This window comes from Brevundimonas sp. UBA7507 (assembly GCF_002478355.1).
Taxonomy (GTDB): Bacteria; Pseudomonadota; Alphaproteobacteria; order Caulobacterales; family Caulobacteraceae; genus Brevundimonas; species Brevundimonas diminuta_D.
This window is the reverse complement of the sequence record NZ_DLNP01000004.1, coordinates 12,810-28,222: the sequence shown is the minus strand read 5'-3', so window position 1 is coordinate 28,222 and position 15,413 is coordinate 12,810. Positions and strand designations below refer to the sequence as shown.

Here is a 15,413-nt window from a genome sequence, read left to right as displayed (position 1 = left end):
GTGGCCCTGGACGCCCTGCCCTCCTCGCTCGCGCCCGCGCGCCCGCCCCGGCTGGACGAGCCGACCGCACGCGCACGCGCGGCCGTCGTCGCCGCCCTGGACGGTCTGGTTCTGGACGGACTGCGCGTCAGCGTCCTGATCCCTGATCAGGACGAGGCCTTCGTTGGCGAACAGGTCGTCTTCACCACGCCGCACGGCCCCGTCCGTGTCGCGCCCCTGACGATCGACGGCGCGGCCTTCGAGAATGGCGACCACGCCGCCTTGCTGGCCGCCGTCTCGACGCTGGAGCCGCTGCTGGCGGCGCTGGAAGACGCAGGCGCCGAGGCGCTGACGCCTGTCGGCGTGCGTTCCGACACGTTCGATGCGGCGCACGTCGAGGTCCGCCTCGGCGACGGCGAGCGCACGTTGCATGAGGCGCGCCTGTCCGTGCCGCCCGCGTTAGCCCTGCGCCTGCGCCGCACCGGAGACGCAACGTCGGGACTGAACCTGCCCCTGCCCGCCCGACTGCTGGTCGAAGGGCCGCGACTGTCTCCGGCTGATCTGTCGAGCCTGCGCGCGGGCGACCTGTTGCTAATCCCCGCTCTGGAGAGAGCCTGGTCCGCACGCCTGTCGATTCCCGGCGGGACGGTCGTCGGCCTGTTCGCCCCAGCGTCCCGAAACTTCACCCATCAACGCAAGGAAAGCCGCATGACCGAGGCCGCCGCCCCGCCTGCCAAAGACGAGCATGGACTGACGCCGGGGGCCGACACGCCGATCGCCTTGATCGTCGATCTGGGCGAGACCGTCGTACCGCTGAAGACGCTGACCGAACTGCGCCCCGGCGCCGTCCTGCCCCTGAACGGGCTGGACGCCGAGATGCGCGTCACCCTGCGCAGCGCCGGCCAGGCCTTCGCGCGCGGCCGCCTGGTGTCCCTGGGCGAGGCCTACGCCGTGCTGATCGACGCCGTCGCCGACCCGAAGGAGGCCGTCTGACATGGACCTGTCCCAGTTCTCGCCGGGATCGGCGCTCGTCACCGTCATCCTGCTGGCGCTCGCGCCCTTCGTGGCGGTGATGGTGACGTCCTTCACCAAGATCGTGGTGGTGCTGTCCCTGCTGCGCAACGCCCTGGGCCTGCAGCAGGTGCCGCCGAACATCGTGCTGAACGGCATGGCGCTGATCCTGACGCTCTACGTCATGTTCCCGGTCGGCCAGCGCATGGCCGAGGCCACCAACCACATGCCGCCCACCGCCGCCCTCAGCGACACCCAGCAATTGTTCGCCTATGCCGACAGCGCCAAGGAGCCGCTGCGCGACTTCCTGATCAAGCACTCGTCCGAGCGCGAGCGCGCCTTCTTCCTGCGCACCGCCCAGCGCATCTCCACCCCTGAAAAACGCGCCGAGATCACTGCGCGCGACTTCCTGGTCGTCGTGCCCGCTTTCACCGTGTCGGAGCTGGCGACGGCCTTCCAGATCGGCTTCCTGATCTTCCTGCCCTTCCTGATCATAGACCTGGTGGTGTCCAACATATTGCTGGCGATGGGGATGATGATGCTGTCGCCGACCACCGTCTCCCTGCCGTTCAAACTGTTGCTGTTCGTGCTGATCGACGGGTGGGTGAAGTTGTCCCACGGCCTTGTGCTCAGTTACGTCTAGGAGAACGCCCATGATGAACGCCCAGGCCATCGAGCTCGTCAATCAGGCGCTCTGGCTCGTCCTGTTCCTGTCGGCCCCGCCGATCATCGCCGCCTCCATCGTCGGCCTGATCGTGGCGGTGATCCAGTCGGCGACGCAGCTTCAGGAACAGACCCTGCAGTATACGGCCAAGTTCTTCGCCATCGTGCTGACCCTGTTCGCTACGGCGGCGCTGATCGGCGGATCGCTGTATCAGTTCAGCGACCGCATCTTCACCGAGTTTCCGGCCCTGGTGCGCCGCTAGGTGTTCGAAGGTCTGGACAGTCTGTTCGACAACGCCATCCTGGTGGCGGTGTCGACCACGCGGGTGGCGACGACCTTCCTGCTGATGCCGTTGCTGTCGCCGCAGACGGTTCCGGCGATGGTTCGCAACTCCATCTTCCTGGTGTTCGGCCTGGCGGTGCTGACCATGCAGCCGCAGGTGGCCCAGATGACCCTGCCGACGGTTCAGTGGATCCTGCTGTTCGGCAAGGAGGCTCTGGTCGGAGTGGTCATCGGCTTCTTCTTCGCCACCATGCTGTGGGCGTTCGAGGCCGCCGGCCAGATCATCGACACCAAGGTCGGCGCCACCATGGCCCAGGTGGTGGACCCGCTCAGCGGGCATCAGACGTCGCTGAACGGCGAGTTCCTGGGGCGGCTGGCCAACTTCGTCTTCATGTTCTCGGGCGGCCTGCTGCTGCTGGTCGGCACCATACTGGACAGTTTCGTCATCTGGCCCATCGGCAGCCTGACGCCGGTGCTGACCATGAGCAGCCTCAGCCTGTTCGAGGGCGAGTTCACACGGCTGATGACCCTGGCCGTGCTGTTCGCCTCGCCGGTTCTGGTGGTGCTGTTCGTCACCGACGGCGCCCTGGGCCTGGTCAACCGCTATGCGCCGCAGCTGAACGTCTTCTCCCTGTCGCTGTCGATCAAGGCGTGGCTCGCGACCCTGATCATCCTGATCATGATGACCGGCCTGGTGCAGACCCTGCTGAACGAGATCATGGGCCGCCACGACACGGTTCTGGAGGTGTTGAAGGCGATGGGACGACGCTCAAGCTAGGAAGCTAGGGTCGTCCCTGATGGGGACCGTCCCGACTGTGAAGCCCCGCCCCCGCGTGGTCCGATGTCGATCAGCACGATCAACTTGGGGCCGCACGCGATGACCAACATCAACACCGCCTTCTCCACCGCCGTCGGGACGCTCGCGCTCGGCGCGGTGGCCGACCGTATGGCCACGGCGGCCAACTTCGCCCAGATGGGCTTCCAGTTGGGCGTGATGCTCAACGGCGCCTTCCAGCCCGCCGCCCCCGCCTTCTCGGCCTCCATGCCGCAGGACGGCAAGGCCACGGTGGACCTGGGCGACGGCTATACGCTGGAGATCAACGAGGCCAACTCCGAGTTCGTGGTGCGCGACGCCGACGGCAACGTCACCCAGATCTGGGGCGATCCGCACTTCAACTACAACGGCCAGCACATCGGCGACTTCTGGGACACCATGAGCCTGGAGCTCGAGAACGGGACCAAGATCACCGTCAACACAGAGCCCTTCGGCAACAATCCCAACGCCACCGTCACCAGCCAGCTGGTCATCACGCGCGGCGACCAGGCCATGATCATCGACGGCGTCAGCCAGAACCAGCTGGGCGACCTGAACATCAGCATGAGCAACAACGGCTACGCCATCGACGCCGCCTATCGCGACGGCCTGACCATCCGCGAGGACGACGCCGCCGGATCGGGCTGGACCAGCGGCATCACCGGCGACGCCGTCAGCCAGGAAGACTTCAACCTGACCAAGATCGGCAACGCCGGCCTGCCCGAGGCGCTTCAGGCCTTCAGCGACGCCCTGCGCGGCGTCCTGGGCGCCTGGCTGCTGACCGGCGTGTTGAGCGGATTGGCCGAAGCCCTGGGCGGCGCCTCTGAAACCAGCGAGCCCGGCAGCCCGCGCGTCGCCCTCGGCCCAACGCCGACGCGCTGAACTTACCTGCGGTTCAGCGCGGAACCCCGCGGCCTTCGGTCCGCGGGGTTTTTCTTCGCCAGAACAGCTTTGAGCTCAGCGTCGGTTCAGGGCGTCGGTCGCAGCGTCCACCATGTGGGCGAACTGCTCGACGGCGCTGTCGCGGGCGGCGGCGGGGCCTTCCTCGCGCGCCAGGCCCGCCGCCAGGGCCCGCAGCATGGGCTCGACCACGGCGGGCGCGGTCAGGTGCGGCGTCGCGCGGGCGTGATCCTGAACTGCGCGCACGAAATCGGTCAGGGCGCGGTCGATGCGGCCCGTCTCGATCGGAGAGACGGCGCTCAGCCGCGCCGCGACCGCCTGGCCGGTCTGAGCGGCCAGCACGCGCATGTCGCCGCCGACCGCCGCCCCCCCCTGCTGGCCCTGCTCGGCCCAGACCTGAGACAGGGCCACGCCGCGATCCAGACTGTCCGCCGGATCGGGCAGGACCGCGCCGGCCAGTTCGGCCATGACCTGAACGGCGGCGCCGACGGCCAATGCGCGGCCCTCAGCAAACGACGCCCCGGCGGAAACCGCCGAGGCGCCGTTCGCGCCGGAGACGGCGCTGGATTCCGTCATGCGGTCAGCGGCCGTCCAGCATGTTCAGGGCGTCGCGGCGCTCGTCCTCGAACCGCTGAGCGACCCCCGCCTGCACATCGGCGCGCGAGCTGGAGAAGTAGGCCAGTTCGCCGTTGCCGTCGCGACGGCCGCGCTCGTCATAGACGGCGTTGATCAGCGCGCGATCATAGTCGGGACTGGAAGCGTCGATCCCTTGGCGCTCGACCGCCGCCATGGCGCGGGTGACGACCGCCGTGTTCGGACCGTGATGGACCGAGGTCGACCACACCACGTCCTGAAGCGCGTGCGAGCGGTTGGAGATGTCCAGGCCCGCATTCTCGATCCGGGCGGACTGCACGTCATAGTGGGTGCGTTCGATGAAGGCGTGCTGCGCCGCCTGGAAGGCTTCCGGCTCGCGCGCGGCGATGGCGCGCCAGGTGTCGGAGAAGGCGCGCGTGCCCGCCGCCGCCCCGCCGAACTCATCGGCCCAGCGCGCCCCGTCGGCGGCTAGGAACTCCTGCGGCCGGTTGCGGTTCACCGCCAGCTGGTAGGAGCCGTAGGACACGCCGCCCGGATCGCCCGAACCGGACGACACGGTGCCGGGCCCGCGCCCGCCGGTCTCATAGCGCGCCGACAGGGCGCCCAGGTTCGGATTGACGCCTTCCTGCGCCGTCGCGGGCGTCGCTTCGGCGGCGGGTTCGGAAACGGGCGTCGAATGGACCGGCGTCGCCGTCTCGGGCGCCGCACCGTTCAGACGGATCTGCTGGCCGACCTGAATCAGCGACGGATTGGCGATGCCGTTGTCCGCCGCCAGCTCGCGCCAGCTCATCCCGTATTGCTGGGCGATGCCCGACAAGGTGTCGCCGCCGCGCACCGTATGAAAGACCGTCGCCTCGGCCGACGTCGCGTCTCGCCCCTCCCCCGCGCCGACCGGCAGCGTCACGGTCTGGCCAGGATGGATCATGTTCGGATTGGTGATCTGGCGGTTCGCCGCCAGCAGATCGCCCACGCTGACGCCATAGCGTTCGGCGATCCCGGACAGGGTCTCGCCCGCCCGGACCGTGTGGGCGGGCGCGGCGTCGCGCGCCCCGGCGGCGGAGGACAGGCTGGTGGCGGAGGAAGCAGCGAGAGACATGGGTCGGCTCCAAAAGACGCGGTGATCCGTCAGACCATTCTGCTTTCTCCTCGCGCGTCTGAAATCTGGGGCTTTCCCTAGCGGCGCCGTTCGCGGCCCGCCGGACGTAGGGGATGTCCCTAGCTAAGGACGCCCCCAGCTTATGCCGCCTTCGCCCCGGCCATAGGCTCGCTCCAGTATTCGCCCGTATCGTGCAGGAGCCGGTCATGACCGTCATGCCCCTTTCGTCGTCCGTCGAAACCCGCGTCCTGGCCTCGCCCGTCAGCGGCCCCGCCGCGGGGTCGCCTTCGACCAGCCGGGTCGATCAGGCGCTGGACACGATCCGCGACCGCCTGGACGAAGGCTTCTTCAACGACGTCTCCCAGGGCGACCTTCGGGACATCAACGCCACGCTGAACGGCCTGACGGCGCAGGAGCGCAACGCCGTCGTCTCCGAACTGTCCAATGACGAGTTGAACAAGTGGACGGACGAACTCGACAACTCCGGCTTCCTCGGCATGGGCGGCGGGCTGAACGTGGACGAGCGCCGTGACCTGCACACGACGCTAGGCGGCTCGCTGGACGCGACCCAGCTGGAGCGCGTCTACAACGCCTATGACAACCGCGAGCAGAAGATCGAGCTGGCGCAGGGTGTCGCCGCCCACGCGACGTCCGACGTAAAGACCGGCTTCATCGCCGCCCTGGCGCCCCAGACGACCCAGGCCGACGGCATGGGCGGCGTGATGATCTCCGACATGGGCGACGCCGAGGGCCTGGCCGTCGCACATGTGCTGGGCAGCCTGGGCGGCAACGCCTCTGCGCTCAGCACCGCTTATGCCTCGTTGAGCGACACCCAGCTGTCGGCCGTCTTCGAGGCCGGAACCCAGCAGACCATGTACACGAACATGCAGGGCGGCGCGCCGACCTACAGCTATGACGCCGGACCGCTGGCCGCCGCCGTCGACGCCGCCGCCACCAGCCCCGACGCCGAGCTGAAGGCGCGTGTGTTCGAACTGGCGGGACGCCAGATGGCCAGCGTCTCGAGCGCCAACGACGTGCTGACGCCTTCGGTCGGGACCGGCGACGCCGCCGACGAAATCCGCGCCGGCATGGAGGGCCTGCTGAAATCCGACGTCAACGGCGTGGTCGAGGCGCTGGAGCAGGACTATCAGGCCGGCAAGGGCATGACCGCCTTCCTGCAGGAGACCCTGGGTCAGGACGGCGGCGCCGACACCATCCGCGGCCTGGTCGACCAGCTGGCGCGCGGCAATGATCTGAAGGGCGACATGCTGCAACGCTTCACCGCCCCGACGCAGCAGGACGGCGGCGTCTTCTATCCGGCCGCCGAGCGCATGGGCTACTTCTCCGGCGCCCTGCATGAAGCCTTCGAGGGCGTGAACAAGGGCGCGGCCGAGAACGTCGAGACTCTGAAGACCATCTTCGGCTTCGCCACCGGCAAACTGCCCGGACCGGGCGTCAGCGATGCGACCGGCTGGCTGAGCGACCAGGTCTTCGACACGGCCCTGAGCCAGTATCAGAGCGGCCAGGCGGACCTGTTCGAGAGCATCGTGGCTCTGACCACCCCGACCGGCGCGGACGGCCGCCGCCCCTATGACGGCCCGGCCGAAGTCAGCTACAACGAGGGTTGGGAGTCCGTGACGCGGATTCCGCTGAACTGATCCTCAGAGTCTGGCCGCGCCCGGACGGAAAGGACGCGGCCTTGCCTGCCCCCCATTGGCTCCCGATCCTGGCGACCCTGACCATGCTGACCGCCTGCGACTCCTCCCCCGAGACGCCCAAAACCACGCCCGCGGCCGTCGTCACAGCCGAGAGCTTCATCGCGGCCGCCGCCCGGATTGATGCGACATCCCTGTCCGCACTCGCCGCCGCCGTGGACGCCGACCCTGCAGGCGTAGCGAACCAGCTTCAAAGCGGTCTGGGCGGTCGCCGCGCCTTGCAGGCCTACGCCGCCGCCATGCTGGAGAACGGCGAAGGCGAGCGTCTGGGGCGGCAATGGGCGGCGCTGACAGCCGATGTCCCCGCCCTGTCCGCCTCCGAACAAAAGGACGGCGGCGTCTGGCGCCCTCGCGCCGAGGACGCAGGCTTCTTCACAGGCGGAATCGCCGCCGCGCTGTCGCAAAACCCCAAGGCCCTGCCCGACTTCGCTCAAGGCGCAGGCGTCGCCCCGCCCGCTCCCGGCCAGGACGTCTCCGAATGGCTGTCAGCACGGATCGACGCCTTGCCTCGCCCCGCCCGCACCGCCTTCGACCAGGCTCTGCACGCAGGCGCGGTGCGCTAAGGCCCCACAGTCTAGGGAAGACCCTAGCAGCGCGGTTCGGCGAGCAGCGATAGGGTGACTGCATAGGATCGGGAGGCGACCATGCAGATCGACCGGATCGGCGCGACATCGTTCCAACCTCAGACGGCGCCCGCGGCGGCGCGCTTCGACGATGATCCGCGCGTGGCCCTGGACTGGGCGCCGCCGCCCGCCATGCCGGTGCAGACCCAGGCCGTCGCCGCCCCCGCCCGTTCGGACAATGTCGTCGATCTGGACGCCGCGCGCACGCATCTGGCGCTGTCGGCCGATGTCTACAACGACACCCCCTCGCCGCCCGACGGCTGGCGCGTGGCGGGACCGGACGACCTGGACCGGCTGCGCCTGACGCCCGACCTGCTGGAGCGCGCCGATTCCGAGTTCCGCGCTCGCGTCTATGTCAGCGACGAGGGCGGCCAGACCCGCTACGTCGTCGCCTTCCGCGGCTCCCAGGCGGGCGAGGACTGGGTCAACAACGGCCAGCAGGCGCTCGGCCTGTTCTCAGAGCACTATGACAAGGCCCTGCGCATCGGCCAGCGACTGGCCGCCGTCGAGGCGGACGTCACCCTGACCGGCCATTCGCTGGGCGGCGGCATGGCCTCGGCCGCGTCCCTGGCGTCGGGCCACGACGCGGACACCTTCAACGCCTCCGGCCTGCACGCCTCGACGATCGAGGCCGCCCAGGCGGGCGGGCGCCCGACGCCCGACATCGACGCCTTCTACCTCAAGGGCGACCCGCTCAGCCTGCTGCAGGACGGCGGCGACCGCATTATCCTCGGCGGTCTGGGGACGGCTCTGCTCGGCCCGCTCGGCGGCGTGGTCGGCGGATGGGCGGGCGACGCGCCTGGGGCCGTAGGCGACCGCATCGCCGTATCCCCCACCCCGCCCGAGGACAAGTCCTGGTGGAACTGGACGCCCGGCGCCCTGCACGGCGTCGAATGGTTCCAGTCCAGCCTGGACGCCATGCGATAGGGAGGCGGAACGGCCTCGACCCGCAGGCCGTTCAACGCCAAGATGCGCCTCTTCACGCCAATCCTTCTCGCTGGAGTTCTGATGAGCGGTTGCGACGCCCGCGCCGACGGTTTCGTCGTCGGCACCGTCCTGCCCTCCCCGGCCAGCGTGGCCGCGTTGGGCCGGGACGGCCATTCCACCCGCGACATGGTCGAGGCGGTCCGCGACGGCGACCTGGCCAAGGCCCGCCGCCTGCTGGACGCCGATCCCGCCCTAGCCCGCATCGGCGACGGCCGGAATCTGGATCTTTTGACCCTGGCCGTCGCGCGCGACAACCGGGCCATGGTCAGCCTGCTGCTGGAAAAGGGCGCCCCGCCCGACGGCCCGAACGGCGAAACCCCGCTCAGCCTGGCCCTGCGCGCCCGCGAGCCCTGGCACGCCCAGGCCCTGCTTCAGGCAGGCGCTTCTCCTGACCCGGTCGCGCCTGACGCCTTCTGGCCGCTGGACGAGGCCATCGCCTTGAACTCGCTCGGCGCGGTGCGTCTGTTGCTGGATCACGGGGCCGACGTGAACCGGGCCGACCGCACCGGCGGCACGCCGCTGGAAACCGCCGTCGCCATGCGCAACTACCGCATCGCCGAACTTCTGCTGGAACGCGGCGCCGATCCCTGGACGGTCGGCGTTAACGGCGACACCATCGCCGCCGCTCTGAACGCTCCAGTCCGCCCTGCCGAGCCCGCCGAGGCTCAGGCGGAAACGCGCGTCAAAGCCCGCATGACCGCCGCCGGCTGGCGCTTCCCCCCGCCCTCGGCCCAGGTCGTGCGCGCCGAAGTCCTGGCCGGCCGCTGGCCTCCCGCCGACGCCCAGGGCGGCCGCCCGCCCTCGCCCGAACTGGTGCGGCGGATGCGAGAGTTGTGGCCGCAGTAGTAAGCCGCCCTCGCGGTCCGCTCAGCCCGAAAATCAATACCCCCAGGTCAATCATGCTGAGCCGAATCCCCCTCCAGCTTCTGGCGCATTGGCACTGATGACAACGCGCACTGATCAGGCGGCGCTCACAATCACGCCCCTTCGCTCGCCGCCCACGCCGCCCGACGCGACACGCGCCTGACGAAGGTTGCAGTGCACACCAAAAAACAGGTCATTTGTGCGCTGTAACGCAAATTATCTGACAATAATATTTCAAATTCATATTTTTCGAGAGCTAATAAGAAGAATTATTTTGCACCGCGAGCCAGTAGCCCGCTTAATACGCACATGCAAAAAGGCGGACGATCCAACCCTGGCGGTTTTCTGATCGAGCAGCGTCGGCTGGAGAAACAGCCCGCTGAGCTGCGCATACGCGCCTTCACCGAGATCACGCTCAAACCGACCTCCGCCAGCGGGACGGCCCAGGCGTCACGCTGCACCGACTGCGGCGTGCCCTTCTGCCAGAACGCCTGCCCGCTGCAGAACAACATCCCCGACTGGCTGGCCCTGTCCGCCGACGGCGACCTGCGCGAGGCCTGGCGCGTCGCCGCCTCCACCTCGACCATGCCGGAAATCTGCGGCCGCATCTGTCCGCAAGACCGCCTGTGCGAGGGCGCCTGCACCCTGCAACAATCCGGTTGGGACGGCGTCACCATCGGCTCGGTCGAGGCCTGGATCGCGGATACGGCCTTCGACAACGGCTGGGTCGAGCCCATCCGTCCCCTGGCCGAACGCGACCAGAGCGTCGCCGTCGTCGGCTCCGGCCCGGCCGGTCTGGCCGCCGCCGACCGCCTGCGCAGCGAAGGCTATCAGGTCACGGTCTATGACCGCCACGACCGCGCCGGCGGCCTGCTGACCTACGGCATCCCCGGCTTCAAGCTGGAGAAGCGCATCGTCCAGCGCCGCATCGACCGCCTGATCGAGGGCGGGGTTCAGTTCGTGCTGAACACCAATGTCGGCGTCGACGTGACGATGGACGAGCTGCGGTCGCGCCACGACGCCGTCCTGCTGGCCATGGGCGTCTATCAGGCCCGCACCCTGAGCGTGCCCGGTCGTGGTCCGAACGACACCGTCGCGGCGCTCGACTTCCTAATCGCCCAGAACCGCGTCGACTGCGGCGACGCCGCCGATACGTCCGCGCCCCACGCCGCCGGTCGCGACGTCGTCGTCGTCGGCGGCGGCGACACGGCGATGGACTGCGTCCGCACCGCCATCCGCCAGGGGGCCGCCAGCGTCGTCTGCCTCTATCGCCGCGACCGCGAAAACATGCCGGGCTCGGCCCGCGAGGTGCAGAACGCCGAGGAGGAAGGCGTCCGCTTCGAATGGCTGGGCGCGCCCAAGGCCCTGATGTCCAAGGGCGAGGCCGTCGTCGCCGTCCGCGCCCACCGCATGGCCTTGACCGAAGCCTCCGCAGGCGGGCGCCGCGACATCGCCCCGGTGCCCGGCTCGGACTTCGACCTGCCCGCCGATCTGGTGATCGAGGCCCTGGGCTTTGAGCCCGAGGCCTTCGCCGAGCAGCTCGACGCGGGGCTCGGCCTGACCAAATGGAACACCCTGCAGGTGGCGCGCGGCGGTTTCGCCACCACCCTGCCCGGCGTGTTCGCCGCCGGAGACGCCGTGCGCGGCGCCTCCCTGGTCGTCTGGGCCGTGCGCGACGGCCAGGACGCCGCGGCTGAAATCGACCGCTACCTGCGCGCGCGTACCGAGGAAGCCGCGGCATGACCGACGCATCGCAACAGAACTGGCTGGCCCAGTACGAAGAGAACCGCGCCCGCCTGATCGAGGGCGGCGCCTATGACCCGGCGTCGGAACGCGACGCCTGCGGCGTGGGTCTGGTCTGCGCCATCGACGGCAAGCCCCGGCGCGAGATCGTCGACATGGCCATCAGGTCGCTGAAGGCCGTGGCCCACCGCGGCGCGGTCGACGCCGACGGCCTGTCCGGCGACGGCGCCGGCGTCATGATCGAACTGCCCCAGGCCTTCTTCGCGGCCCAGGTGCGCGCCGTCGGCCAGACCCTGCGCCCGGGCCCCATCGCCGTGGGTCAGGTCTTCCTGCCACGCACCGATCTGGGCGCCCAGGACCACGCCCGCGCCATCGTCGAGGCCGAGGCCATCCGCTCGGGTTTCTACATCTACGGCTGGCGCCAAACGCCTCTGGACCTGTCGGTGGTGGGCGTCCGCGCCGACGCCACCCGGCCGGAAATCGAGCAGATCATGCTGGCCGCGCCGGAAGGCATGGAGATCGAGGAACTGGAGCGCGAGCTCTTCCTGTGTCGCCGCCGCATTGAAAAGGCGGTGCAGGCGAGCGGCCTGAACGGCTTCTACCTGTGCTCCCTGTCAGCCCGCTCCATCGTCTATAAGGGCATGATCCGCGCCGAACTGCTGGGTCAGTTGTATCACGACCTGAACGACCCCACGGTCGAGGCCGGCTACGCCGTCTTCCACCAGCGCTACTCGACCAACACCTTCCCCGAGTGGAAGCTGGCCCAGCCCTTCCGCATGCTGGCCCACAACGGCGAGATCAACACGCTTCAGGGCAATCTGAACTGGATGCGCGCCCACGAGATCCGCATGGCGGCCTCGGCCTTCGGCGACCGCGACCATGAGGTCAAGCCGGTGGTCCAGCCGGGCGGTTCGGACTCGGCGGCCCTGGACAATGTCTTCGAGGTTCTGGTCCGCGCCGGGCGGCCCGCCCCCCTGGCCAAGGCCCTGCTGGTCCCCGAGGCCTGGTCCTCGGACGACGTGGTGATGAAGCCCGAGCACCGCGCCCTCTACGCCTACTGCAACGCCGTGATGGAGCCGTGGGACGGCCCCGCCGCCTTGTGCGCCGTCGACGGTCGCTGGGTCGTGGCGGGCAAAGACCGCAACGGCCTGCGCCCCCTCCGCGCCGTCGAGACCGTGGACGGCCTGCTGCTGGCGGGCTCCGAAGCCGGTCTGGTCCCCCTGCCCGAGGGCCGTATCAAGCGCCGCCTGCACATCGGCCCCGGCAAGCTGATCGCCGTCGATCTGAAGCACGGCCGCCTCTATGACGAGCATGAGGCCGTCGACGCCCTGGCCGCCGCCCAGCCCTATGAGCAGTGGCTGGAGAACATGGTCGATCTGGAGCCCATTATCGGCCCCGGACCCGAGCCGCGCGCCGCCGTCGGCGAGGCCCTGATCCGCCGCCAGATCGCCGCCGGTTTCAGCCGCGAGGATCTGGACCTGCTGCTGGACGCCCTGGTCCGCGACGGCAAGGAGGCGGTCGGTTCCATGGGCGACGACGCCCCGCCCGCCGTCCTGTCCAGCCTGCCCCGCCCGCTGGCGCATTACTTCCGCCAGAACTTCAGCCAGGTCACCAACCCGCCCATCGACCCCCTGCGCGAAGCAGGGGCCATGAGCCTGAAGACCCGCTTCAAGAACCTGGGCAACATCCTGGCCCAGGACGAGGCCCAGACCGAGGTCTTCGTGCTGGACAGCCCGGTCCTGACCACCGGCATGTACCAGCGCCTGCTGGGCGTCGTCGCCGACGGCTCTACCACGGTGATCGACTGCACCTATCCGCTGCCCGCCGAAGATGACCGCCCTGGCGCGGGCCTGCGTCAGGCCTTGGACCGCATCCGCGACGAGGCCGAGGCCGCCGCCCGCGAAGGCGCCACCCTGATCGTCCTGACCGACGAGCACGCCTCGGCCGAGCGTCTGGCCGCGCCCATGATCCTGGCTGTCGCCGGGACACACGGCCGCCTGATCGAAGCTGGCCTGCGCACCTATTGCTCGCTGGTGGTGCGTTCGGCCGAGACCTTGGACCCCCACGCCTTCGCCGTTCTGGTCGGGGTGGGCGCCACCGCCGTCAACCCGTGGCTGGCGCAGGAGCTGTTCCAGGAGCGTCTGGATCGCGGCGCCTATCCGGGCCTAACGCTCCACGACGCCTGCCTGAACTACAAGCACGGCATAGAGGCCGGTCTGCTCAAGGTGCTGGCGCGCAAGGGCATCAGCATCATCTCGGCCTATCGCGGCGGCTGCGAGTTCGAGGTTCTGGGCCTGTCCCGCGCCCTGGCCGCCGAGTTCTTCCCCGGCGCCCCGTCGCGTATCTCCGGCATCGGTCTGGCCGGTCTGGAGCAGGCGGCGTTGAAGCGTCACGCCGCAGCCTTCGGCGCGGCGGTCCCGTCGCCGTCCATGGGCGGCTTCTTCCGTATCCGTGCGGGCGGCGAGGCCCACGCCCATGACGCGAAGACCATCCACCTCTTGCAGGACGCGGTGAACCGCGGCGACTACAAGCGCTTCAAGCAGTATTCCGAGGCTGTTCGCGAACAGCCGGACCTTTCCTTACGCGACCTGCTGGACTTCAAGGACGGCCTGACCCCGGTCCAGCTGCACGAGGTCGAGAGCGTCTCGGACATCCGCCGCCGCTTCCTGTCGCAGGCCATGTCCCTGGGCGCCCTGTCGCCTGAAGCGCATGAGACCCTGAACATCGCCATGAACCGGATGGGGGCGCGCGCCGTCTCCGGCGAGGGCGGCGAGGATCCGGCGCGCTACGTCCCGCGTCCAAATGGCGACAACGCCAACTCGGCGGTCAAACAGGTGGCCTCGGGCCGCTTCGGCGTCACCGCCGAATACCTGAACCAGTGCCGCGAGATCGAGATCAAGGTGGCCCAGGGCGCCAAGCCCGGCGAGGGCGGCCAACTGCCGGGTTTCAAGGTCACCGAGTTCATCGGCCGGATGCGCCACGCCGTGCCCGGCACGACCCTGATCAGCCCGCCGCCGCACCACGACATCTATTCGATCGAGGATCTGGCTCAGCTGATCTACGACCTGAAGGCGATCAATCCCGACGCCAAGGTCACGGTCAAACTGGTGTCGGCAACCGGCATCGGCGCCATTGCGTCCGGGGTGGCCAAGGCCAAGGCCGACGCCATCCTGATCGCCGGCCACAACGGCGGCACAGGCGCCTCGCCGCAGACCTCGGTCAAGCACGCCGGCATGCCGTGGGAGATCGGTCTGGCCGAAGCCCATCAGGTGCTCAGCCTGAACCACCTGCGCTCCTCGGTGTCCCTGCGCGCCGACGGCGGCATCCGCACCGGCCGCGACGTGGTTCTGGCCGCGCTGCTGGGGGCCGAGGAATACGGCATCGGCACCTCAGGCCTGATCGCCATGGGCTGTCTGATGGTGCGTCAGTGCCATTCCAACACCTGCCCGGTCGGCGTCTGCTCGCAGGACGAGCGCCTGCGCGCCAAGTTCACCGGCACGCCGGAGAAGGTGGTCAACCTCTTCACCTTCATCGCCGAGGAGGTCCGCGAAATCCTGGCCTCCATCGGCGCCCGCACCATTGATGAGATCGTCGGCCGCACCGACCTGCTGCGTCAGACGCGGCGCGGCGGTTCGCACCTGGACGACCTGGACCTCAATCCGCTGCTGATGAAGGTCGACGTCGACCGTCCGGGCCGCTGGGCCGATAAGGTCCGCCGCCCGGTGCCCGACAGCATCGACGCCCTGGTGCTGAAGGACGCCGCCGCCTTCCTTGAGCGCGGCCAGACGCTGGAACTGTCCTATCCGCTGAACAACACCCAGCGCACGGCGGGCGCTGGAGTCTCCTCGGCCATCGTTCGCAAGTTCGGCCCACAGGGTCCGCAAGGCCGCCTGAAGTTGAAGCTGGAAGGCATCGCCGGTCAGAGCTTCGGCGCCTTCGGGGCCAGGGGCCTGATCCTCGACGTCACCGGCGAGGTCAACGACTACGTCGGCAAGGGTCTGTCCGGCGCCGACATCCACGTCCGTCCCCATGAGTGGCGCGCCGACCAGCAGGTCTGTGGCAACACCACTCTCTATGGCGCCACCTCGGGCCGTCTGTTCGTGGCGGGCGCGGCGGGCGAACGCTTCGCCGTCCGCAACTC

At 69.3% G+C, this 15,413-nt stretch carries 13 protein-coding genes; 11 read left to right on the top strand and 2 right to left on the bottom strand.

What is annotated here, in order from left to right; genetic code table 11:
• The 5 genes from B3D50_RS02435 (at position 1) to B3D50_RS02415 (ending at position 3,632) form a co-directional block, all read left to right on the top strand.
• A complete protein-coding gene (locus tag B3D50_RS02435) occupies positions 1-972 on the top strand; it encodes a FliM/FliN family flagellar motor switch protein (protein WP_286949256.1) in 972 nt (323 codons plus the stop codon).
• 1 nt (position 973) lies between these two features.
• Complete coding sequence (gene sctR, locus B3D50_RS02430; protein WP_003164548.1) at positions 974-1,633, top strand: type III secretion system export apparatus subunit SctR; 660 nt, start codon at positions 974-976, stop codon at positions 1,631-1,633.
• 10 nt (positions 1,634-1,643) lie between these two features.
• Positions 1,644-1,916, top strand: coding sequence for a type III secretion system export apparatus subunit SctS (gene sctS, locus B3D50_RS02425; RefSeq protein ID WP_003164547.1), 273 nt, complete (start codon positions 1,644-1,646; stop codon positions 1,914-1,916).
• Positions 1,917-2,714: a type III secretion system export apparatus subunit SctT gene (gene sctT / locus B3D50_RS02420; RefSeq protein ID WP_046653644.1), complete on the top strand. Its 798-nt coding sequence runs from the start codon at positions 1,917-1,919 to the stop codon at positions 2,712-2,714.
• Between the two features lie 99 nt (positions 2,715-2,813).
• Complete coding sequence (locus tag B3D50_RS02415) at positions 2,814-3,632, top strand: DUF1521 domain-containing protein (RefSeq protein ID WP_286949255.1); 819 nt, start codon at positions 2,814-2,816, stop codon at positions 3,630-3,632.
• 75 nt (positions 3,633-3,707) lie between these two features.
• Here B3D50_RS02415 and B3D50_RS02410 read toward each other — a convergent pair whose 3' ends face one another.
• Complete coding sequence (locus tag B3D50_RS02410) at positions 3,708-4,226, bottom strand: hypothetical protein (RefSeq protein ID WP_286949254.1); 519 nt, start codon at positions 4,224-4,226, stop codon at positions 3,708-3,710.
• Between the two features lie 4 nt (positions 4,227-4,230).
• Entirely contained in the window at positions 4,231-5,340 is a 1,110-nt protein-coding gene (locus tag B3D50_RS02405) for a LysM peptidoglycan-binding domain-containing protein (RefSeq protein WP_286949253.1), read from the bottom strand.
• Positions 5,341-5,546: 206 nt separating this feature from the next.
• Between B3D50_RS02405 and B3D50_RS02400 the strand changes: the two genes are divergently transcribed.
• The 6 genes from B3D50_RS02400 to gltB form a co-directional block, all read left to right on the top strand.
• Positions 5,547-6,998: a hypothetical protein gene (locus B3D50_RS02400; protein ID WP_286949252.1), complete on the top strand. Its 1,452-nt coding sequence runs from the start codon at positions 5,547-5,549 to the stop codon at positions 6,996-6,998.
• Between the two features lie 41 nt (positions 6,999-7,039).
• Positions 7,040-7,618, top strand: a complete 579-nt coding sequence (locus tag B3D50_RS02395; protein WP_286949251.1) for a hypothetical protein — start codon at positions 7,040-7,042, stop codon at positions 7,616-7,618.
• An 81-nt stretch (positions 7,619-7,699) separates the two neighbouring features.
• The gene (locus B3D50_RS02390; protein WP_286949250.1) at positions 7,700-8,605 is read left to right on the top strand and encodes a hypothetical protein; all 906 of its coding nucleotides are present in this window, start codon (positions 7,700-7,702) and stop codon (positions 8,603-8,605) included.
• Positions 8,606-8,686: 81 nt separating this feature from the next.
• Positions 8,687-9,511: an ankyrin repeat domain-containing protein gene (locus tag B3D50_RS02385; protein ID WP_286949249.1), complete on the top strand. Its 825-nt coding sequence runs from the start codon at positions 8,687-8,689 to the stop codon at positions 9,509-9,511.
• Between the two features lie 327 nt (positions 9,512-9,838).
• The gene (locus tag B3D50_RS02380) at positions 9,839-11,272 is read left to right on the top strand and encodes an NAD(P)-dependent oxidoreductase (RefSeq protein WP_286949248.1); all 1,434 of its coding nucleotides are present in this window, start codon (positions 9,839-9,841) and stop codon (positions 11,270-11,272) included.
• A partial coding sequence (gltB, locus tag B3D50_RS02375; RefSeq protein WP_286949247.1) for a glutamate synthase large subunit occupies positions 11,269-15,413 on the top strand: 4,145 nt, incomplete at its 3' end. The genes B3D50_RS02380 and gltB, both read left to right, overlap by 4 nt.